The sequence below is a fragment of the Streptomyces sp. NPDC031132 genome, assembly GCF_055570595.1.
This window is the reverse complement of the sequence record NZ_JBVIGX010000052.1, coordinates 1-20,230: the sequence shown is the minus strand read 5'-3', so window position 1 is coordinate 20,230 and position 20,230 is coordinate 1. Positions and strand designations below refer to the sequence as shown.

The window sequence follows — 20,230 nt, the reverse complement described above, 5'->3', positions numbered from 1 at the left end:
AGGGTGATCGCACAGAGCGCAGTCCGGGCCCGGCCGGCTGCCGCGGACCCGAAGGCGATCTCCATGCCGCAGACCCGCCGCCGGATACGCACGCCACGCCGTGCCGGCGCCTACATCGGCCTCACCGCGCTGGCCCTCGGCGTCACCGCCACCGCGAGCACCGGCATAGCCGACCGCAGCCACTCCGCGGCCGGGCCCGTGGCCACGAGCGCCGAGTCCGCGCTGGCGCCCTGCCGGATCACCGGCGCCATGGGCGTGCAGATGTCCGAGGGCATGCCGACCCCGCCCGGGTACTCCCGCTCCACCGGCGAGGTCCGGGCGCTGAACCTGATGATCGACTTCCCGGACGCCAAGGGCGAGGGGGCGGCGCTGGACCGGCTCGCGGAGTTCTTCCCCCAGACCTCCGACTGGTTCCGCACCAGCTCGTACGGCCGGCTCACGTACCGGGCCGAGGCGCCGATAAGGACCTGGCTGCGGATGCCGATGCCGTTCGCCGCGTACGGGATCGGGCGCGGTTCCGCGTACGAGCCGGGCTACCGGCAGCTCGTCGAGCACATCGCGAAGGCCGCCGACTCGGAGGTGGACTTCAGCCGCTACGACCTGGTCAACATCCTGGTCACCCCGAACGCCGGACCGTCCGCCCTGGACACCGTGCTCTCCGTGACCTTCTCCGGCAACGGCGAGGCCCCGATGGCCGACGGCGTGCCGCTCGCCAACACGTCCTTCGTCTACAGCCGCCAGGACGACGGATCGGGCTCCTACCGGGAGACCGGCTACCGGGTGCTCCCCCACGAGAACGGGCACGTCTTCGGACTGCCCGACCTGTACACCCCGGACGGCGGGGGCGCGGTCGGGCACTGGGACATCATGAGCGAGGACTGGGGCGCCAACAACGACCTGCTGGGCTGGCACAAGTGGAAGCTGGGCTGGCTGGACGGCTCGCAGATCAGCTGCGCCGCGAAATCCGGCGTCAGCGACCACACCCTGACCCCGCTCGGGGTGGAGGGCGGCACGAAGCTGGCCTTCGTACCGGTGTCGGAGAGCGCCGGGTACGCGGTGGAGGTGCGCACGCAGACCGGGAACGACGAGGCCATATGCAAGCCCGGCGTACTGATCTACAAGGTGGACTCCCAGGTGGACACCGGGCGCGGGCCCGTGACCGTCTCGGACAGCGCGAACGGCAGCGGCGGCTGCACCCGGCGGCCCAACGTGCACGGGGAGCTGTCGGACGCGCCGTTCCGGCCGGGCGAGACGTTCACCGACGACAAGGCCGGGATCAGCGTCTCGGTGGTGGGCGAGCTGCGCAACGGCAGCTTCCAGGTCCGGATCACCCGCCCCTGAGCCGTGAGTCCTGAGCCGTGAGCCCTGAGCCCTACGTCCCGAGTCCCGAGTCCCGAGTCCCGAGTCCCGAGTCCCGAGTCCCGACAGCTGCAGGCCACGAGAGTGAAGGAGAAACCGGATGACGACCGGCACCCCCGAAGAGCGGCTCGCCGCGGTCGGGCTCAGCCTCCCGAAGACGCTCGCCCCGCTGGGCACGTACGTGCCCGCCCTGGTCAACGGGCACTACGCGTACACCTCCGGCCAGCTCCCGATGGTCGACGGCGAACTGCTGCTGACCGGCAAGGTCGGGGCCGAGGTGAGCGCGGAGCAGGCCAAGGAGCTGGCCCGGCAGTGCGCGCTGAACGCCCTCGCCGCGATCGCCTCGGTCGCCGGGGACCTGTCCGCCGTCAAACGCGTGGTCAAGGTGGTCGGCTTCGTGGCCAGCGATCCGCAGTTCACCGGCCAGCCGGGCGTGGTCAACGGGGCCAGCGAGCTGTTCGGCACCGCGTTCGGGGACGCCGGCATCCACGTCCGCAGCGCGGTGGGCGTGGCGGTGCTGCCGCTGGACGCGCCCGTGGAGGTCGAGGTCGTCGTGGAGCTGCACACCCCGATGGGCGTCTGAGGCGCCGGGTCAGGGGGTGCCCCCGGCCCGGTACTCCTCCCAGGTCCACAGGAGTTGACGGCGGGCCAGGACGCCGACGGCGTGGCGGCGGTAGCGGGCGGTGCCGCGGATGTCGTCGATCGGATTGCAGGACGCGGCCGCGAGATCCCCGAACTGCTTCGCGATCGACGGGGTGATGACCTTGCGGGACTCCCAGAAGCCGCCCTCGTCCAAGGCCGCGGCCAGGAACTCCTCGGCCGTCTTCGCCCGGATCGGCGTGGGGGCCGCCGACCCGATGCCCGTACGGACGGTCCGGGTCGCCGGGTGCAGGGCCAGGCCGAAGGCACAGACGGCGATGACCATGGCGTTGCGGGTGCCCACCTTGGAGAACTGCTGGGGCCCGTCGGCCCTGGCCACGTGGACGGCCTTGATCAGCTCGTCGGGGGCCAGGGCGTTGCGCTTGACCCCGGTGTAGAACGCGTCGATCGGGATCAGCCGGGCGCCCCGTACGGACTCCACCTCGACCTGCGCACCGGCCGCGAGGAGCGCCGGGTGCGCATCGCCCGCCGGGGAGGCCGTGCCGAGGTTGCCGCCGACGCTGCCGCGGTTGCGGATCTGCGGGGAGGCGACGGTGTGCGAGGCGAGGGCCAGACCGGGGAGCTCCGTACGGAGGTGCTCCATGATCTCCGTGTACGGGACGGACGCGCCGAGCCGTACGACGTCCTCGCCGATCTCCCATTCCCGCAGCAGCCCGATGCGGTTCAGGTCCATGAGGTACTCCGGCCGGCGGTGGTCGAAGTTGATCTCGACCATCAGGTCGGTGCCACCGGCGATGGGCACGACGGTGGGGTGCTCGGCCTTGGCGGCGAGCGCCTCGTCCCAGCCGGCGGGGCGCAGGAAGTCCATGGGTGTCCCATGGACCGGGGTGTTCGAGCTCAAACCGAATCAGGCGGAATTCCCCCCGGCCATGCCGCCGGCCCCTCGACGGCGCCGAGCCGGAACCTGCCGGTCACACCACCATGCTGCCCGGAGGGCCGGGCAGCAGCCGCTCCAGGTCCACCTGGGCGGCGGAGAGGACCCCGTCGAGGACGACGAGGCTCGCCGGCCCCGTGCTCAGACTCCGAAACCGCGCGGCCAACGCGGCTTCGGTGGCGAGGAGTTCGGAGCGGGGCGTGCCGAGCACCCCGATGAACGACTCGAGCACGGCGGCGGTCCCGGTGGGGTCGCCGAGCCCCTGGGGGCTCATGTCGGCGTAGAACACCCCGCCGGGGAAGGACTCCTCGCGCTCCCGGGCCCAGTGCAGGAGCAACCCGGCGCCATCCAGGATCATGGCCGATTACCACCCCTACCCCAGCGACAAACGCACCCCACCCCCACCCCGCCGAAACACGGACGCCCTCCCGCATCCTGATCCGCTAGGCTGTCAGCGGTCAGAGGCCTTCGTAGCTCAGGGGATAGAGCACCGCTCTCCTAAAGCGGGTGTCGCAGGTTCGAATCCTGCCGGGGGCACGCGGCTGGGGGCCGGTTCGGGGGTGATCCTCTCGGGCCGGCCCTTTCGCATGTGTGCAGCTGCTTCTCGTGGGTGGGACCGGCCGTCTGACGGGGCGTGGGCCCGGTCGCGGTGTCGGCCGGCAGCGGCTCCACGGATCGTCGGTGCGGGCCGACGGGTCAGGGCGTCAGGTCGGCGTAGAAGATGATGTTGTTCGTGCGGTGGCCGTCCTGGATTTCGCCGCCGCAGGTCAGCAGGCGGAGTTCGGGGCGCTGCGTGTCGGCGTAGACCTTGTCGGTCGGGAAGTCCTTCTTGTCGACGTCCTCGATCTCGCGGATCTTGAACTTGGCGGTCCTGCCGCTCTCGCGCGGCACCTCGATGAGATCGCCGAGCGCGATCTTCTTGACGTCCTTCATCAGGGCCGGGCCGTGCCTGGTGTCGAAGTGCGCGACGAGGACGGAGACGCCCTTCTCGCCCGGGGTGACTCCCTCGGTCCACCAGCCGGGATCGTTCGCGCCCGTGTCGGCGTTCGGGACGCCGAGCTCGCCGGTGGCGGCGTCCACCGAGAGGTCGACCATCTTCTTCGCGTCCACGCCCGCGGCGTCGATCTTCATGCCGGTCGGCTTCGACGGCGGGAGGGCCGTGGTGGGGTGCGCGACGGGGGCCGCCGAGGTGCTGCCGACCTCGGGGTCCGGGGGGAGCTCGGTGCCGCAGGCGGCCAGGGCCGCCGTGACGGACGCCGCCACGACGGTCGTCACGATCACGCGGCGTGTGCGGGGGATGCGGGTGCTGGGCACGGTACGGGTCAGCCCTCGGGTCAAAGTCGCCTCTGGTCTCGGTCCGGGCCGACCACCTCTGATGGGGTTCGGCCTGGCGACAACCCCGACGTTACGAGGGTCATGTTTGGGGCATCCGTCGGTGATGTAACAGTTGTCCGGATCCTCGCCCGCGGACCCGCCAAGGACCAAAGTCCCTGGTCGCGGACGTACGAAAGCCCTCCCGGCCGGAACCGGAAGGGCTGCCGCGAGTCGTGGGGCGTGGGATCAGCTCAGGCCTCGGCTGCGTTCGCCGATGCGGTCACCCTGCGGAGTGCCGGCCCGCTTGAGGGCCGCCTTCGTGTGCGCTCCGCCCTTGACCTTGCTCCGCACCAGACCTTCGAAACCGTGGCCTGCCGGACGCGGCGGCCGATCCGGCTCCTGGGCCTGGAAGGCCTCTCGGAAATCCTGCTTCTGCTGCTCTTTGCTCATCCCGTCGTCAACTCCCTCGGGAAGCACCCAATCGGACTATTGGGATCGTATGCAGATATGCGGAGCAACGCACCCGGACCGCACGTAAAAACTCCGATCCGCCCGATGCGCCCTCCCGGTCAGGGACGCTGCGCCGCCCCCGCCACCCAGCGGGTCAGCTCCTCCGGGCACGGCGTCCCCCGCGGCAGCTGGTACTTCGCCGCCACCCGGTACACCCCGGGGCCCGGAGCCAGCAGCTCCGTCCACACATCGCCCGCGGTGTCCGGAGCGGCCTTGAACAGGCACCCGGCCGTGTTCGCGTACTCCTTCGGCAGCGTGCCCGAGCCCGAGCCGGCGCCCCCGCTGCGCGCCTTCGACGCGAACGTCTCCTGCGGCGGCAGCACCGGCTTGCCCGCGGCGTCCACCAGCCCCAGCCACGGCGAGTGCGGGATCCGTACGAGCACCCGCCCGGCCGCCTTCACGTCGACGACCAGCTGGTCCGCGCCCGCCCGCACCACCGTGGCCTGCCCGGACACCAGGTCCGTCGGCGTGTCCACCTTGAAGAGCCGCCAGTTCGCGTCGCCCCACACCTGCTGGAGGTACGGAAGCCCCCCGCGCACCAGCTTCGCCTCGTCCTCGCCGCCCGAATCGGGTTTGTCGGCCGGCAGCACCACGTAGTGCACGGCCCAGCGGTCCAGCCACTCCCGGTAGCTGTCGGCCGTGAGGGTGTCGTCGTAGAAGAGCGGGTTCCGCTCGAGGTCCGCCTGCCGGTTCCAGCCGCGCGCGAGGTTCACGTACGCGGGGAAGGCCGAGGACTCGCGGTGGCTGCTGGCCGGGACCACCTCGACCCGGCCGCGGTCGGCGCCCGCCTTCTTCAGCTGGTCGACCAGCGGGGCCAGCTCCCGGTTCCAGGCGGCCACCGGAGTGGTGCGGACGATGTCCGTGATGCTGTTGGCGGTGATCCAGATGTTGATCCCGGCGAACGCGAGCAGCACCGCGTACCAGTGCCGGGTGCGCGGGACCGCGTACGGGAGGGCCGCGAGCAGCACGGCCCCGCCGAACAGCATGACCAGCCGGGTGACGTTCGAGCCGACCTGCGAGTCGATCGCCCAGGTCAGCAGGACCCCGAAGGCGTAGACGGCGGAGGCGATCCGGACCGTCTTCCACCGCTTCGGTACGAGGAAGAGGATCGCCAGCCCGAAGAGGAACGGCGGCGCGGCCGAGCCGATCTTCATGGGCTGCGTCCCGGAGAACGGGAACAGCCAGGCCGACAGCCCGACGACCGCCGCCGGGGCCAGCCCCAGCGCGTACGCCCCGGGCCGCCGTCCGGACAGGAACAGCGCGGCCGCGACCACCCCGAGGAACAGTCCGGCGACGGGGCTGGAGGCGGTCGCGAGCGCGGCGAGCGGGGCCGCCACCGCGGCCTTGGCCCAGCGCCGCTCCGCCCATTTGCGGGGCCAGCAGAAGACGGCGGCGACGGCACCGAGCGCGAACATCGCGCCGAGGCCGAAGGTGACCCGGCCGGACAGGGCGTTGCACAGCAGCCCGTACGCCCCCGCCAGGGCCGGCCACAGCGGCTCGCGGACGGTGCCGCGGCAGCGGGTCAGGATCAGCGCGAGCAGCCCGGCCGAGACCGTGCCGGCGACCATCATCGTGGTCCGGACGCCGATCATGTACATCACGTACGGGGACACCACGCTGTACGAGACGGGGTGCATGCCGCCGTACCAGGCGAGGTTGTACGCCGAGTCCGGATGGCGGCCGACGAACTCGGCCCAGGCGTCCTGCGCGGCCAGGTCGCCGCCGCTGTTGGCGAAGCTGAAGAACCAGACGACGTGCAGGACCGCGGCGAGCACGGTGGTGACCAGCACCGGGTGCCGGCGGGCCCAGCCGAGGACCCCGGGGGCCCCTGCGCCGCCGGGCGCGGGCGCGGAAGCGGAGACGGGGACGGAGCCGGAAACGGAAAGGGAGCCGGAGCCGGCCCCGGGCACACCGGTTCCTCCGGCGGCGGCTGGTGCGCTCCGTCCCTGGCTCTGGCTCTGCTGTTCAGCAGTGGTCACTGCCGTGCTCCCCGGCCTTCCGGGCGTTCCCGGCACATGGATCGAACATCTGCGGCCCTTCTCGGGTCCCGTTCCCGGGTCGCTAGACGCGCCACGGCGCCCCGGGGTTGCCCGGGGCGCCGAATCACGCGGTCAGCTCACCGATGCCGGCGATCAGCCGACACGGGTCAGTTTGCTGCCGATGCCGGGCGCGAGGAGATCACTCTGCAGCGCCACCGGCACCTTCACCTGGCTGGCCCCCTCGCCGACGGTCAGCACGCCGATCTCGGTGCCGGCCTTGGCGCTCTGCGGGAGCTTGCCCTCCCCGCCGACCAGCTTGATGTCGACCGTGAGCGAGGGCCAGCCGACCGCCGCCACGTCGCCGGTCGCGATCACCGGGGTACGGCCGCCGAGGCCGTCGTCCACGTACCCGACGACCGCGCCCTTCGTCACGACGGGCGCGTCCACCAGCATCTTCTGCGTGGCCAGCATGACCTGCTTGCTGGCCGCGATGGCGGTGTCGAGGATCGGGCTGCCGTGCTGGCCGAGCACCGCTCCGACGATCAGCTGCTTGGTCTTGCCGACCTGCTTCTCCGCGGCGAAGAGCAGGTTGCCGCCTGCCTTGGTGGTGGAGCCCGTCTTGATCCCGAGGGCGCCGTTGAACGGGATGAGGGTGTTGTAGTTCCGCCACTTCTTGCCGGACGGGTCGAACCATTCCGGCAGCTTGGTGATGGCGATCAGCTCCGGCATCTCGACGACCTTGAGACCGAGCTTGACCTGGTCCTCGGCGGTGCTGACCGTCGTCGCGTCCAGACCCGAGGGGTCGGTGTACGTGGTGTTGGTCATGCCGAGTTCCTTGGCGGCGTCGTTCATCTTCTTGACGAACGCGTCCTGGTCGCCGCCGGCGTCCCAGCGCGCGAGCAGCCGCGCGACGTTGTTGGCCGACGGGATCATGATCGCGGCGAGGGCGTCGTACTCCGAGATCTTGTCGCCCGCCTTGAGCGTGTTGACCGTGGACTCGCCCTCGGAGTCCTTGTTGCCGTCGTCGACCGCGGTCTTGTCGACGTCGATCATCGGACCCTTTTCCCCCTTCTTGAGGGGGTGGTTCTTCAGGATCACGTACGCCGTCATCGTCTTGGCGACGCTGCCGATGGCGATCGGCTTCTGCTCGCCGAAGCTGCCGACGGTGCCGAGGCCCGCCGCGGCCATGTGGGCCTGGCCCTCCTTCGGCCAGGGCAGGACCGGGTTGCCGCCGTCGAAGGTGTACGAGGACTTCGCGGTCATCGTGAGCTTCGGCTCGGGCAGCGGGCGCACGAGCTGGATGACGGCGAGGATGATCACGAGGAGCGCGACCAGCGGGGCGTAGATCTTGAACCGCCGCATTGCCGTGCGCAGGGGGCTCGGCGGCGGGGGCGGGTTGTTCGTGAGGTCCGCGAGCATGTCGAGCGGCGGCTTGGGCGGCAGCGGCTGCTGCGTGGTCCGCTCGGTCCGCTCGGGGACGACGACCGGCTTCGGGGCGGCGGGCGCGGGGGCCGCGGCAGGGGCGCCAGGGGCGGCCGGCGATGCCGGAGCCGAAGCCGCGGGCTTGGCCGCCGGGCCGTCGTCCTTGCGCAGCGGCACGAACGTACTGGCCCGCTCCCCGCCGACCGCCTTCGGCGGCACGGGGCGGGAGGCGGCGGGCTTCTCCGGGGCCGGAGCCGACGCCGGAGCCGACGCCGGAGCCGACGCCGATGCCGATGCCGACGCCTGCGGCGACGCCTTCGTGTCCGGCTTCACGGCCCGGAAGACGGCGGTGCGCTCGCTGTCGCCCGGCTCGTCAGAGGCCTTGCCCGCGGTGGGAGCCTTCGGGGCACCCGAAGCGGAATCCAGCTTCGGAGCACGGAACACGGCGGTGCGCTCGCTGGCCGCCGGCTCGTCGGAGGCCTTGCCGGCGGCGGGAGCCTTCGGGGCACCCGAAGCGGAATCCAGCTTCGGAGCCCGGAAGACGGCAGTGCGCTCGCTGTCCCCCGCATCGGCGGGGGCCGCGCCCTTGGCGTCACCGGAAGCGGAACCACGGGCAGGGCTTCGGTCACCGTCGACCGGCTTCTCGGCGGCGGCCGCCGAGGCGCCCGTACCGCTCCCCGGCTTCACGGCACGGAAGACGGCGGTGCGCTCGCTGTCCGCCGCCGGCTCGTCCGCGGCAGCGGCGTCCTTACCGCCCTTGCGCGAAGCCGAAGCGGAGGCGGACGGGGGCGGGGACGCCGAGCCCGGCTTCACGGCACGGAAGACCGCCGTGCGCTCACTGTCGGCGCCGGCAGGCTTGTCAGCGGCCGACGACGAACCGGAATCCGCACGAGCGGCATCCGCAGGCTTGTCCGCGGCCGAATCGTCCGAGCCGTCACGGACGGGAGCCGCGCCCGGCTTCCCGGCCGCCGCACCGGCGGAAGCGGGGGCCGAACCTGCGTTCGGAACGCGGAACACCGCGGTGCGCTCGCTGCCGCCCGCCGGCTTGCCCGCGGAAGCGGAAGGTGAGCCCGGCTTGTCGGCCGAGGCATCGGCAGGCGCAGGCTTCGCAGCCGCGGACGCGGGGGTACCCGTACCGCCCTTGGGGGAGGCCGACTCCGAGCGCGGCTTCTCGGCGTCCGACGGCTCGTCCGCAGAAGCGGAATCCGAGCCGGAAGCGGAATCGACGTCGGCGTCGGCGTCGGCGTCGTAACCGGCGTCGGAATCGGAATCGGCGTCAGCGGCATCCGTGTCCGGCTTCGGGGCGCGGAACACCGCGGTGCGCTCGCTGTCGGCCGGGGCCGCGTCGCTCTCGGGCTCGGCCTCGGGCTCAGCAGCGGCCTCGGAGTCCACCCGTCCGGAGGACCCGGCGCCCGGCTTGGGGTCCGCGGCAGGGCCGTCGGCTTCCGCGTCGGTCGTCGCCACCCACGCCGCCACCGCCTCGCGCAGCGGATCCCGGCCCTTGCCCTCGCCTGAGCCTGAGCCGGAGCCGGAACCAGAGCCGGAGGTGGACGCGGAGGCGGTCCCGGACTCGGGTTCCCGCGGCCGGAACACAGACAACCTCGGGTCGCGCTCCGCGGAGGACATCGCCGCCCCCGACGCTCCTTCATCAACCGACTTGTCGGGGGACTCGCCCGCCACCAGTTCCTCCTCCATCGCCACCACGTCCGGCTGTCCGAATGTCTAACAGTGTCCCGTCTAGGGGGCATCGCCCCCGTGCTAGACGAGAACGACATAGCTGCGGGTTCCCCCACAAAGCGACCACGCGCTCTCGACAGATGAATGTGAGAGGCGTCACCCTGTCACTCATCCACGCGGGGAGGCATGGATGGGCAGGAGCCGCAGAACAATTCCGGAGGAGCTTCTGCTGCTCGCTTTGGACCCGACCACGGGTACCACGGCGCAGCCGCAGTCGCTCGACCTCGGCCTGGCCGGGGCACAGCTAGTAGAGCTGGCTCTGGCAGGACGGATAGCCCCTGACGGGGATCGTATCGCCGTGGTGATGCCACGGCCGACAGGAGATCCGACTCTGGACTCCGCACTGGAACTGCTGCGCAGGCGCGGCAGCCCGGTACGGGCCGTCCACTGGATCGGTGGACCCCGGTTGGGGCTCCGCCAGATTTACCTCGCTCATCTGGAGCGTTGCGGCATGGTGCATGCCGTCGCGGGACAGATGTGCGGAGTGCTGCCGACGACTCGCTACCAGGCGACCGACACGGCGATCAGCCGGGAGATCCGTGCCCGGCTCGACAGTGCGATCCGCACCGGCGTACCGCCGGACCCGCGGACCGCGGCGCTCGCCGCACTGGCCCACGCGGTCGGACTCGGCAAGCACCTGTACCCCGGCAACGAGGGGCGGTCGTCCAGGTCCCGGCTGCGGGATCTGATCCGGCACGACCCGATGGGCGGACTCGTGGCGCACGCCGTCATGGACGTCCAGAACGGTGTGGCTGCGCAGCCACGCCGTGACCGCGCACCGGCGGCACCGCCGCCCGCCCGGGCCACGGCGAACGGCGTTCCGCTGCAGGCACGCCGGACGGGAGCGATGGCCCGCGCGGCCGCGCACTGATCCACTGCTTCACCGATTCACGGCATCACGGCACCACGGATTCACCGCTCCACCGAACCGCCATCGCCGCAACCGGCGTCCCCGATGACCCGGTTCGGGAGCCGCCAGCGCGCGGGATGGCGAGGCCGGTCCGCCGGCCCCGCCGTCCCGCGCGTCTGCATTTCCGGGCCGTTCTCCGGCGCCGCCCCGCCCTTCGGTGGCAGTCTGCTCACCATCAGACACGCAGAGAGACAGAACCAGAAGAAGGCGGAGGTGCCGTTCAAGTGGCGTCCAATGTCAATCCCACCGTCCGACGCCGCCGACTGGGCATGGAGTTGCGCAAGCTCCGCGAAGACAAGGGCATGACGGCCGAGCAGGTCGCCGAGCGCCTGCTCGTCTCCCAGTCGAAGATCAGCAGGCTGGAGAACGGCCGCCGTTCCATCAGCCAGCGCGACGTCCGCGACCTGTGCGACGTGTACGAGGTCGAGGACCGCCGGCTCGTCGACTCCCTCATGCAGATGGCCAAGGACTCCCGCCAGCAGGGCTGGTGGCACGCCTTCGGCGACATCCCGTACAGCGTATACATCGGCCTCGAGACCGATGCCGCGAGCCTGCGCACGTACGAACCCCAGATGGTGCCCGGCCTGCTCCAGACCCCGGAGTACGCCCAGGCCCTCATCCGCGGCGCGCTGCCCGAGACGGCCCCGGTCGACGTGGAGAAGCGCGTCCAGGTGCGGATGCACCGGCAGAAACGGCTCTCCGAGACGGACAACAACAACCCGGAGGTCGGGCCGCTGCGGCTGTGGGCGGTCATCGACGAGGCCGCGCTGCGGCGGCACGTGGGCGACCCCCAGCTGATGATCAGGCAGCTCGAGTACTTGATAGAGCAGTCCGAGCAGCCGTACATCACCGTGCAGGTGATGCCGTTCTCGATGGGCGCCCACCCGGGCGTGAACGGCCAGTACGCCATCCTGGAATTCCCGGACGCGTCCGATTCGACGGTCGTCTACATCGAGGGCGTGACGAGCGATTTGTACCTGGAGAAGGCCAACGACGTTCAGAAGTACAGCGTGATGTACGAGCACCTGCGCGCGCAGGCGCTCAATGTGGAACAGACACGTCAGTTCATCGCCGAGATCATCGGCCAGTATGCGGGCAAGGGGAAGTAAAACCGGAGGCAGCGGACACCACGTCGGCGGGCAGGTGGCGAGGGGGGCCGGTACGGTACACCGTCGCTCCCCGGCCACAGAAGCCCTGAATGGAATATGCCACTCGGTCGGGTGAATGACCCCTTCGCCCTTCGAGAGGTGCCGGTAGCGTCGATCACGTCGGACAGGGAAACCGAAATGGCCGACACCTCACTGGCACAACTCGCTGAACCGGAGAGAAACATGGCTATTCGTCAGGGCGCCACGGACAACTGGACCAAGTCCTCCTACTCCGGCGGAAACGGCGCTTGCGTCGAGGTCAAGTCCCCCGTCATGGAGGCCATCGCGGTGCGCGACTCGAAGGTGCAGGACGGTCCGTCCCTCACCTTCGCGCCGGGCTCCTGGACCTCGTTCGTGGCCGACGTCACCGAGGGCCGGCTGGGGCGCCTCGCCTGAACGTCACGGCGCACGACCCCGCCGATCCCCCTGCTGCACCACGCGCAACAACTGCATTACCGGAACCACCTGCAACACCTGCACTACCTGCACCACTGACTGGAGCCCTCTCGACTGGCCCGCCGTCCCGGCCGAGGGGGCTCGGCCATGTCCGGGGCCAAGTGGCTAGCGCAGCTCGTTCACGTACCGGTCCGTCCCCGGCACCGTCGGGACGAACGGCGCCACCAGCTCCACCCGCCCCAGCCCGGCCTCGGCGACCTCGGCGTCCAGCCCCCGGAACCGGTCCCAGCAGGTGCGCGGATCGGCCTCCAGGAACCACAGCAGCGTCAGCCGCGTGTCGACCCCCTCGACCTGCTTGACGTACGTCATCCGGTCGCCGGGCAGCGGGGTCGGCCGGAAGACCGTCACCATCGCGGCCGGCGAGCCGTGCAGCCGCTTCGGCAGGGCGCGCGAGCGCAGCCACTCCAGCAGCTCCGGCCGCTGCTCGGGGCCGTCGGCATCGACGACCTGGACGACGAGGCCGGCGTACGGGTGGTCGAGGGCGTGGAAGTCCCGGGGGCCGGCGGCCCCGTCGCGGTAGACGGTGGCCTCGTGGTCCTGGAAGGACGTGAAGACGTGGGTGCGGTCCTGGTAGACGCGGCCGTCCCGGTTGAGCCGCTTGTTGATGCCGACGGTCCACTTCATGTGCTCGTCGTAGCGGCCCTCGGTGACCCAGTACGTGGAGATGTAGCACCCGGCGGTGACGGGCTGGGCGACGGCCGACTTCTCCGGGTAGCGCAGTTCCTGGAGTTCGCGGGTGGCGACCCAGCGGCGGCCCGCGTACATCCAGGGCATGGCCATGGCACCGGCGTAGTAGTGGTCGTCCTCGTACCAGCGGTTGTACGCGTACTCGTGGCCCGGGTGCGGTTCGACCATGGTGATCAGCGCATGGCCGGGGCGGACGCCGTAGGGGCCCACGGCCGCCAGTTCGGCGTAGGCGTCGGGGTGGGTGTCCTGGCTCTTTCGGTCTTCGGTCGTCATGGGGAACGGTCTAGCTGATGCCGCATCAGATGGGGAGAGGATGCGCGGCGTTCCACCCCCTGACATATAGGTGCCGTATGCATCTTTTCGTGGCTGGGATGCGCCCACCCGTCTCCACCCGAGGAGCGGGGGACCGTACGGCGCTGCGACGTGGCATTCGTTCCGGGAGCGCCCTTCTATACGGGCACACCCGATCCTCGTACGTTGCGCCTGTCGTTCACGACGCACACGCCGGAGGAGATCGGGGAGGGGCTGGGGCGGCTGGCCCTGGCGGTGGCCGTGGGCCCTCCTCCGGTCCACGCTCACCGACCGGGAGCGCCGCATCTTCGTCATGGCGCACCTGCACGACATGAGCACCCGCCAGATCGCCGAGGCCCTCGACACCGAGCCGCACAACGTCCGCAAGTCCCTCTACCGCAGCAACCACAAGCTCCGCGGCCGCCTCGAGGACCGCCGCCGCTGACCGGCGGTGCGGCCGGGAGACGCCGGAACCACCACCCCCCTTCCCTCGTACGCCCTCCCGCCGTAGCCTGACGCACCGTCAGATGTACGACACCCCTCGCCGGGAGGCCACGCGCATGCTGCTGCAAGGGAAGACCGTCATCGTCTCCGGGGTCGGGGCCGGGCTCGGGCACCAGGTGGCCGCGGCCGTGGTGCGGGACGGGGGGAACGCCGTGCTCGGGGCGCGGACCGAGGCCAACCTCGCCAAGTCCGCCGCCGAGATCGATCCCGAGGGGACCCGTACGGCATACCTGCCGACGGACATCACGGACGAGGGGCAGTGCGCGGCCCTGGCCGAGCTGGCACGGGCCCGGTTCGGGGGGATCGATGCCGTCGTGCACGTCGCCGCCTGGGATTCGTACTTCGGCGGGCTCGAGGACGCCGATTTCGGGACGTGGTCGCAGATCATCGACGTGAACCTGCTGGGCACGCTGCGGATGACCCGGGCCTGTCTGGACGGGCTCAAGGCGGGGGGCGGGTCCGTCGTCATCGTGGGCACGCAGTCCGCTGTCGCCGCCCCCAACGAGGTGCAGCAGGCGGCGTACGCGGCCTCCAAGGGGGCTTTGACGTCTGCCATGTACTCCATGGCCCGCGAGCTCGGGCCGCACCGGATCCGGGTCAACACGGTGCTGCCCGGGTGGATGTGGGGGCCGCCCGTGCAGGCGTTCGTGACCTTCACCGCGCACACCGAGGGCGTCCCCGAAGCCGAGGTGCACGCCCGGCTGACCGAGAGGATGGCGCTGCCCGACCTTGCCACGGACGGGGACGTCGCGGACGCCGCCGTGTTCCTCGCCTCCGACCGGGCGCGGGCGATAACCGGCCAGTCCCTGCTGGTCAACGCCGGTGAGCTGATGCGATGAGCCACCCCGCGGCCGGGGCGTCGGATCGTATGCTCACCGCATGACGACTCCGACCGAAAACGCGATGCGCCGCGCGCTCAAGCGAGCCCGCGACGGCGTCGCGCTCGACGCGACCGAGGCGGCCGTACTGCTCCAGGCGCGCGGCGCGGACCTGGAGGACCTCGCCGCCTCCGCCGCCCGGGTCCGCGACGCCGGCCTCGCGGCCGCCGGGCGGCCCGGCGTCATCACGTACTCGAAGAGCGTGTTCATCCCCCTGACCCGCCTGTGCCGCGACAAGTGCCACTACTGCACCTTCGCGACCGTCCCCGGCAAGCTCCGCCGGGCGGGGCACGGGATGTACATGTCGCCCGACGAGGTGCTCGACATCGCTCGGCGCGGTGCTGCGCTGGGCTGCAAGGAAGCGCTCATCACGCTGGGGGACAAGCCCGAGGAGCGCTGGCCCGAGGCGCGCGAATGGCTCGAGGCGCAGGGGTACAGCGACACCGTCTCGTACGTGCGGGCCATTTCCATTCTGATCCTGGAGGAGACGGGGCTGCTGCCCCATCTGAATCCGGGTGTGATGTCCTGGGCCGATTTCCAGCGGCTCAAGCCGGTCGCGCCCTCGATGGGCATGATGCTGGAGACCACGGCCACGCGGCTGTGGTCCGAGCCCGGCGGCCCGCACTTCGGTTCCCCCGACAAGGAGCCGGCCGTACGGCTGCGCGTGCTGGAGGATGCCGGGCGCTCCTCCGTGCCCTTCACCTCCGGGCTGCTCATCGGGATCGGCGAGACGTACGAGGAGCGCGCGGAGTCGCTGTTCGCGCTGCGCCGGGTCTCGCGCTCGTACCACGGTGTGCAGGAGCTGATCATCCAGAACTTCCGCGCCAAGCCGGACACCGCCATGCGCGGCATGCCCGATGCCGAACTGGACGACCTCGTCGCCACGATCGCCGTCGCCCGGCACATCATGGGCCCCTCCGGCTGCCTCCAGGCGCCGCCCAACCTGGTCGACGGGGAGTACGCGCGGCTGATCCGGGCCGGCATCGACGACTGGGGCGGCGTCTCTCCGCTGACCCCCGACCACGTGAACCCCGAGCGCCCCTGGCCGCAGATCGACGTGCTGGCCGAGCAGTCCGCCGCGGCCGGCTTCGCACTGCGCGAGCGGCTCTGCGTGTACCCGGAGTTCGTGCAGCGCGGCGAGCCGTGGCTGGACCCGCGGCTGCTGCCGCACGTACGGGCCCTGGCCGATCCGGAGACGGGGCTGGCGAACCCCGACGCGATCGTCGAGGGGCATCCCTGGCAGGAGCCGGAGGAGGGGTTCGGCTCGTACGGGCGCACCGATCTGCACGCCAGCATCGACACCGAGGGCCGGACCGGTGACCGGCGCGAGGACTTCGACCACGTCTACGGGGACTGGGACGCGCTGCGCGAGGCGGCGGCGCCCGGCATGGTCCCCGAGCGCATCGACACCGATGTGCGGGCGGCGCTCGCGCAGGCCGCCGACGATCCGACGAAGCTGAGCGACGCGCAGGCACTGGCCCTGCTGCACGCGGACGGCCCGGCGCTGGACGCGCTGTGCCGGATCGCGGACGACCTGCGCAAGTCGGTGGTGGGCGACGACGTCACGTACATCGTCACGCGGAACATCAACTTCACGAACGTCTGCTACACCGGCTGCCGCTTCTGCGCCTTCGCGCAGCGCCGTACGGACGCCGACGCGTACACGCTGTCGCTGGACCAGGTCGCCGACCGGGCCGCCCAGGCCTGGGACGTGGGCGCGGTCGAGGTGTGCATGCAGGGCGGCATCCACCCGGACCTGCCCGGGACGGCGTACTTCGACATCGCGCGCGCGGTGAAGCAGCGGGTGCCGGGGATGCACGTGCACGCGTTCTCGCCGATGGAGGTCGTCAACGGCGCGACGCGGACGGGGATGTCCGTACGGGAGTGGCTGGCGGCCGCCAAGGAGGCCGGGCTGGACTCCATCCCGGGCACGGCGGCGGAGATCCTGGACGACGAGGTCCGCTGGGTGCTGACCAAGGGGAAGCTGCCGACGGCGGACTGGATCGACGTCATCACGACGGCGCACGAGCTCGGGATCCGGTCCTCGTCGACCATGATGTACGGGCACGTGGACCAGCCGCGGCACTGGCTGGGGCACTTCCGTACGCTGGCCCGGATCCAGCAGCAGACGGGCGGTTTCACGGAGTTCGTGACGCTGCCGTTCATCCACACCAACGCGCCCGTGTACCTGGCGGGCATCGCGCGGCCCGGACCGACGGTCCGCGACAACCGGGCGGTGACGGCGATGGCCCGGATCCTGCTGCACCCGCACATCACCAACATCCAGACGAGCTGGGTGAAGCTGGGGGCGGAGGGCGCGGCCGAGATGCTGCGGTCGGGGGCCAACGACCTCGGCGGCACGCTGATGGAGGAGACCATCTCCCGGATGGCCGGATCGAGTTACGGCTCGTACAAGTCCGTACGGGACCTGATCGCCGTCGCGGAGGCCGCCGGGCGGCCCGCGAAGGCCCGTACGACGCTGTACGGGGAGGTGCCGCAGGAGCGGCAGCAGGCGGCGCGCGCCTCGGACGGGCACCTGCCGGAGCTGCTGCCCGTACTGGACTAAGGCTACGGGGACGGCCGAACGGCCCGGCCGGGAGGGATCCCGGCCGGGCCTTCGTCGTGCTGCCGGGGGATCAGGCGTGCCTTCTTCATGCCCTCGAGGCTGTGGGCCGCCGAAGAACTCTGCATGAACGAGACATGGCCGAAACCGACCGGCTCCACAGTGAGTGGCAAAATGTGCCACTTGTCGACCAAGGCGCGCCACCTGGGCACCTGCCGGCCCTTTCGGACCGGATGTGAACGAGATGTCTGCAGGTCCCTGCACGCGATCCGGCCTTTCTGCGCGCGCATACGGGCCGCTGGAGGACCTGCCTCCGGATTCGATCAGACGTGTCCATTACAGTGCGCGCCAGAGCCTGACGGGGCAGGGCAGGGGGATCGCGATGAACCACACGACGACCGAAAAGCCGACCGAAGAGCACGCGGCACCGGCCGGGCCCGGCACGGAGGCACCGTCCGGCGGGACCCCCGGCGGGCGGTCCGGGACCCCCGGCGGGCGGTCCCGTAGGGCCGTGGGGCTCTGGGGGCGCGCCGAGCAGCAGGACTTCCGCAGCCGCGTCCGCGGCACCCTCCTCGGCTCCGCCCTCGGCGACGCCTTCGGCGCCCCCCTGGCCGGCCTCCCCCTCGACGCCGTACGCGCGGCGCACGGCCCGCAGGGCCTGACCGGGCCCGCCCCCGCGTACGGGCGCCGCGGCACGGTCACCGCCGCCACCCAGCTCACCCTGTTCACCGTCGACGGGCTGATCCGCGCCCACGTACGCCGCGACACCGGCGCCTGGCACCCGCCCACCGACATCCACCGCGCGTACCTGCGCTGGGCCGCCACCCAGCACGACTGGGGCCCCGACGAGCGCCGCAAGGACAACGGCTGGCTCGCCCGGCAGGAGTGGCTGTACGCCCGCCGCGGCCCCGAGCGCGCCTGCATGACCGGCTTCGCCGACGACGTACTCGGCACCCTCGACCAGCCGAAGAACCCCACCGCCCGCGATGCGGCCGCCGCCACCCGTTCGGCCCCCTTCGGCCTCCTGGTCGGCTGGGATCCCGCCCTGGTCCTCCAGCTCGCCACCGAGTGCGCCGCGCAGAGCCACGGCCACCCCGCCGCGTACCTCACCGCCGGGGCCTTCGCCGTCATCGTCCACGGCCTCACCCGCGGCGACTCCCTCGACGCGGCCATCCAGCGCGCCCTCGGCCTGCTCGGCGCCCGCCCGGGCCACCAGAGCGTCACCGACGCCCTCCAACGCGCCGTCGCCGCCGTCCCGCAGGGGCCGCCCTCCGCGGAGGCGGTCGCAGCCGTCGCCGCGGGCGGGGGCCACGGCGGGGGCGGGGGCGACGGCGCCGAGGACGCCCTCGCCGTCGCCGTCTACTGCGCGCTGGTCGCCGAGGACGTCCCGTCCGGCCTGCGCCTCGCCGTCAACCACGACGGCGACTCCACCGCCGCCGGCTCCCTCTGCGGCGCGCTGCTCGGCGCCCTCCACGGCGAGACCGCCCTCCCGGGCGCCTGGCTCGCGGACCTCGAAGGCCGCGCCACCCTGCTGGAGATCGCCGACGACTTCGCCCTCGAGATGACCCAGGGCCCCACCCTGCACGGCCCGGCGGTCCCCGCCTCCGGCTGGCCGACCCGCTACCCCGTCGGCTGACGCCCCCTCAACAATCCGACGCGCAGGCCGTAGCGTGACCTCCGCCGGTCCCGGGCGTCACGGACCACCCGTACGCCAGGGGGAACCCGTACACCCGGACAGCCCGAAGAGCCACGGAGGTGCCCTCAGCCATGCGGATCGCCACGACCATCTTCCTGACCGACCACACCGTCTCCCCCGTCCGCCTCGCCCGCTCCCTCGAGGAGCGCGGGTTCGCCGGGCTCTACCTCCCCGAGCACACCCACATCCCGGTCAGCCGCGACACCTCCGCGCCCATGGGCGGCGAGCTCCCGGAGATGTACGGGCGCACCCTCGACCCCTTCGTCGCCCTGGCCCAGGCCGCCGCCGTGACCGAGCGCCTCACGCTCGGCACCGGCATCACCCTGGTCGCCCAGCACGACCCGATCGACCTCGCGAAGGGGATCGCCACCCTGGACCACCTCTCCGGCGGCCGCTTCACCCTCGGGATCGGCTACGGCTGGAACGTCGAGGAGGCCGCCGACCACGGCGTCGAGTGGCGCACCCGCCGCGAACTGGTCCGGGACCGGATGGCCCTGATGCGCGCCCTGTGGGCCCCGGAACCCACCGCGTACGTCGGCGAGTTCTCCTCCGTCCAGGCCAGTGCCGCCCACCCCAAGCCGGTCCAGCCCCCGCGCGAACTCGGCCCCGGCCACCCCCTGCACGGCCCCCGCACCCTGATCGGCGGCGCGGCCGGCCCGAAGCTCTTCTCGGCCATCGCCGACCACGCCGACGGCTGGCTCCCGATCGGCGGCGGCGGACTTTCCGAGTCCTTGCCGGTGCTGCGCCAGGTGTGGGAAACCGCGGGCCGCGACCCGAAGAACCTCCAGGTGGTCCCGTATGCGGTCCACCCGAACCCGGGCAAGCTCGCCCACTACGCGGACCTGGGCATCGAGGAGGTCGTCCTCCAGCTCCCGTCGGCCGAGGAGGCCGAGATCCTCCGCGTCCTGGACGACTTCGCGCAGTACCTCTAATTCGTTCGACGCGGCCGCACGGTCGGCCCGACGATGGCCCCCGAAAGGGGGCTGATCCACATGCCGGGCCAGCGCAAGCGCAGACGCAGCAGGGAGCGGACCCTCACAGCAAGCCCGGGGCCGGCCGTTGCGCTGGCGGCCCGGACTGCGTTGCGGGGGCGGGATCCCCGAGTGGCGGGGTCCGCTCATCCGGCATCAGAGGGAGTACGGGGGTTTCCCGTCAGTCCACTGTCCTTCCGTGTCGTGCCGGTCCCTCAAGGGCGCTCCTCCTTCGTCGTCGCGTCGCTACGCGATGGCCTGCGGCCACCCT

16 protein-coding genes, 1 tRNA gene and 2 pseudogenes are annotated in these 20,230 nt (G+C 71.8%); 12 read left to right on the top strand and 7 right to left on the bottom strand.

What is annotated here, in order from left to right; all coding sequences use genetic code 11:
- Positions 1–63: 63 nt before the first annotated feature.
- Entirely contained in the window at positions 64–1,341 is a 1,278-nt protein-coding gene (locus ACZ49B_RS36640; RefSeq protein WP_468314964.1) for a M6 family metalloprotease domain-containing protein, read from the top strand.
- Positions 1,342–1,459: 118 nt separating this feature from the next.
- Positions 1,460–1,942, top strand: a complete 483-nt coding sequence (locus tag ACZ49B_RS36635) for a RidA family protein (RefSeq protein ID WP_468314962.1) — start codon at positions 1,460–1,462, stop codon at positions 1,940–1,942.
- A 9-nt stretch (positions 1,943–1,951) separates the two neighbouring features.
- On the opposite strand, the gene ACZ49B_RS36630 is transcribed toward ACZ49B_RS36635, so the two are convergent.
- Both ACZ49B_RS36630 and ACZ49B_RS36625 read right to left on the bottom strand, forming a co-directional pair.
- On the bottom strand, positions 1,952–2,827 hold the full coding sequence (locus ACZ49B_RS36630; RefSeq protein ID WP_468314959.1) for an FAD binding domain-containing protein: 876 nt from the start codon (positions 2,825–2,827) through the stop codon (positions 1,952–1,954).
- Between the two features lie 103 nt (positions 2,828–2,930).
- Complete coding sequence (locus ACZ49B_RS36625; protein ID WP_468314957.1) at positions 2,931–3,251, bottom strand: hypothetical protein; 321 nt, start codon at positions 3,249–3,251, stop codon at positions 2,931–2,933.
- 106 nt (positions 3,252–3,357) lie between these two features.
- Here ACZ49B_RS36625 and ACZ49B_RS36620 point away from each other — a divergent pair.
- Positions 3,358–3,430: transfer RNA gene (locus tag ACZ49B_RS36620), tRNA-Arg, on the top strand.
- A gap of 159 nt (positions 3,431–3,589) precedes the next feature.
- Here the strand turns inward: ACZ49B_RS36620 and ACZ49B_RS36615 are convergent.
- The 4 genes from ACZ49B_RS36615 to ACZ49B_RS36600 all read right to left on the bottom strand — a co-directional run bounded on the left by ACZ49B_RS36615 (position 3,590) and on the right by ACZ49B_RS36600 (position 9,813).
- A complete protein-coding gene (locus ACZ49B_RS36615) occupies positions 3,590–4,174 on the bottom strand; it encodes a sortase domain-containing protein (protein ID WP_468314955.1) in 585 nt (194 codons plus the stop codon).
- Between the two features lie 279 nt (positions 4,175–4,453).
- Complete coding sequence (locus ACZ49B_RS36610; RefSeq protein ID WP_389412597.1) at positions 4,454–4,657, bottom strand: hypothetical protein; 204 nt, start codon at positions 4,655–4,657, stop codon at positions 4,454–4,456.
- Between the two features lie 119 nt (positions 4,658–4,776).
- Positions 4,777–6,696 carry an MFS transporter gene (locus tag ACZ49B_RS36605; protein ID WP_468314952.1) on the bottom strand — a complete coding sequence of 640 codons (1,920 nt, stop codon included), beginning with the start codon at positions 6,694–6,696 and terminating at the stop codon, positions 4,777–4,779.
- A gap of 153 nt (positions 6,697–6,849) precedes the next feature.
- Positions 6,850–9,813, bottom strand: a complete 2,964-nt coding sequence (locus ACZ49B_RS36600) for a D-alanyl-D-alanine carboxypeptidase family protein (protein ID WP_468315001.1) — start codon at positions 9,811–9,813, stop codon at positions 6,850–6,852.
- Positions 9,814–9,985: 172 nt separating this feature from the next.
- Here ACZ49B_RS36600 and ACZ49B_RS36595 point away from each other — a divergent pair, with 172 nt between their 5' ends.
- The 3 genes from ACZ49B_RS36595 to ACZ49B_RS36585 all read left to right on the top strand — a co-directional run bounded on the left by ACZ49B_RS36595 (position 9,986) and on the right by ACZ49B_RS36585 (position 12,309).
- The gene (locus ACZ49B_RS36595) at positions 9,986–10,726 is read left to right on the top strand and encodes a GOLPH3/VPS74 family protein (protein WP_030302629.1); all 741 of its coding nucleotides are present in this window, start codon (positions 9,986–9,988) and stop codon (positions 10,724–10,726) included.
- 263 nt (positions 10,727–10,989) lie between these two features.
- Positions 10,990–11,874, top strand: coding sequence for a helix-turn-helix domain-containing protein (locus tag ACZ49B_RS36590; RefSeq protein ID WP_468314950.1), 885 nt, complete (start codon positions 10,990–10,992; stop codon positions 11,872–11,874).
- 222 nt (positions 11,875–12,096) lie between these two features.
- The gene (locus tag ACZ49B_RS36585) at positions 12,097–12,309 is read left to right on the top strand and encodes a DUF397 domain-containing protein (RefSeq protein WP_133897754.1); all 213 of its coding nucleotides are present in this window, start codon (positions 12,097–12,099) and stop codon (positions 12,307–12,309) included.
- A gap of 165 nt (positions 12,310–12,474) precedes the next feature.
- Here ACZ49B_RS36585 and ACZ49B_RS36580 read toward each other — a convergent pair whose 3' ends face one another.
- Positions 12,475–13,329 carry a hypothetical protein gene (locus tag ACZ49B_RS36580; protein ID WP_468314947.1) on the bottom strand — a complete coding sequence of 285 codons (855 nt, stop codon included), beginning with the start codon at positions 13,327–13,329 and terminating at the stop codon, positions 12,475–12,477.
- A gap of 135 nt (positions 13,330–13,464) precedes the next feature.
- Here ACZ49B_RS36580 and ACZ49B_RS36575 point away from each other — a divergent pair.
- The 6 genes and pseudogenes from ACZ49B_RS36575 to ACZ49B_RS36550 all read left to right on the top strand — a co-directional run.
- Positions 13,465–13,605, top strand: a pseudogene (locus tag ACZ49B_RS36575) (PLP-dependent aminotransferase family protein); the annotation flags it as partial.
- Between the two features lie 34 nt (positions 13,606–13,639).
- Positions 13,640–13,792: pseudogene (locus ACZ49B_RS36570) on the top strand (sigma factor-like helix-turn-helix DNA-binding protein); the annotation flags it as partial.
- Positions 13,793–13,907: 115 nt separating this feature from the next.
- On the top strand, positions 13,908–14,690 hold the full coding sequence (locus ACZ49B_RS36565; RefSeq protein ID WP_468314998.1) for an SDR family oxidoreductase: 783 nt from the start codon (positions 13,908–13,910) through the stop codon (positions 14,688–14,690).
- A 40-nt stretch (positions 14,691–14,730) separates the two neighbouring features.
- A complete protein-coding gene (locus ACZ49B_RS36560) occupies positions 14,731–17,295 on the top strand; it encodes a bifunctional FO biosynthesis protein CofGH (protein WP_468314945.1) in 2,565 nt (854 codons plus the stop codon).
- Between the two features lie 379 nt (positions 17,296–17,674).
- Positions 17,675–18,928, top strand: coding sequence for an ADP-ribosylglycohydrolase family protein (locus ACZ49B_RS36555; RefSeq protein WP_468314943.1), 1,254 nt, complete (start codon positions 17,675–17,677; stop codon positions 18,926–18,928).
- Between the two features lie 131 nt (positions 18,929–19,059).
- On the top strand, positions 19,060–19,920 hold the full coding sequence (locus tag ACZ49B_RS36550) for a TIGR03619 family F420-dependent LLM class oxidoreductase (RefSeq protein ID WP_468314941.1): 861 nt from the start codon (positions 19,060–19,062) through the stop codon (positions 19,918–19,920).
- Positions 19,921–20,230: the final 310 nt, after the last annotated feature.

Coding starts and splice junctions, on each gene's coding strand:
- ACZ49B_RS36630 (WP_468314959.1), bottom strand. CDS start 2,827: ATGGACTTCCTGCGCCCCGCCGGCTGGGACGAGGCGCTCGCCGCCAAG.
- ACZ49B_RS36560 (WP_468314945.1), top strand. CDS start 14,731: ATGACGACTCCGACCGAAAACGCGATGCGCCGCGCGCTCAAGCGAGCC.
- ACZ49B_RS36625 (WP_468314957.1), bottom strand. CDS start 3,251: ATGATCCTGGATGGCGCCGGGTTGCTCCTGCACTGGGCCCGGGAGCGC.
- ACZ49B_RS36635 (WP_468314962.1), top strand. CDS start 1,460: ATGACGACCGGCACCCCCGAAGAGCGGCTCGCCGCGGTCGGGCTCAGC.
- ACZ49B_RS36595 (WP_030302629.1), top strand. CDS start 9,986: ATGGGCAGGAGCCGCAGAACAATTCCGGAGGAGCTTCTGCTGCTCGCT.
- ACZ49B_RS36550 (WP_468314941.1), top strand. CDS start 19,060: ATGCGGATCGCCACGACCATCTTCCTGACCGACCACACCGTCTCCCCC.
- ACZ49B_RS36555 (WP_468314943.1), top strand. CDS start 17,675: ATGAACCACACGACGACCGAAAAGCCGACCGAAGAGCACGCGGCACCG.
- ACZ49B_RS36610 (WP_389412597.1), bottom strand. CDS start 4,657: ATGAGCAAAGAGCAGCAGAAGCAGGATTTCCGAGAGGCCTTCCAGGCC.
- ACZ49B_RS36600 (WP_468315001.1), bottom strand. CDS start 9,813: ATGGAGGAGGAACTGGTGGCGGGCGAGTCCCCCGACAAGTCGGTTGAT.
- ACZ49B_RS36580 (WP_468314947.1), bottom strand. CDS start 13,329: ATGACGACCGAAGACCGAAAGAGCCAGGACACCCACCCCGACGCCTAC.
- ACZ49B_RS36640 (WP_468314964.1), top strand. CDS start 64: ATGCCGCAGACCCGCCGCCGGATACGCACGCCACGCCGTGCCGGCGCC.
- ACZ49B_RS36565 (WP_468314998.1), top strand. CDS start 13,908: ATGCTGCTGCAAGGGAAGACCGTCATCGTCTCCGGGGTCGGGGCCGGG.
- ACZ49B_RS36585 (WP_133897754.1), top strand. CDS start 12,097: ATGGCTATTCGTCAGGGCGCCACGGACAACTGGACCAAGTCCTCCTAC.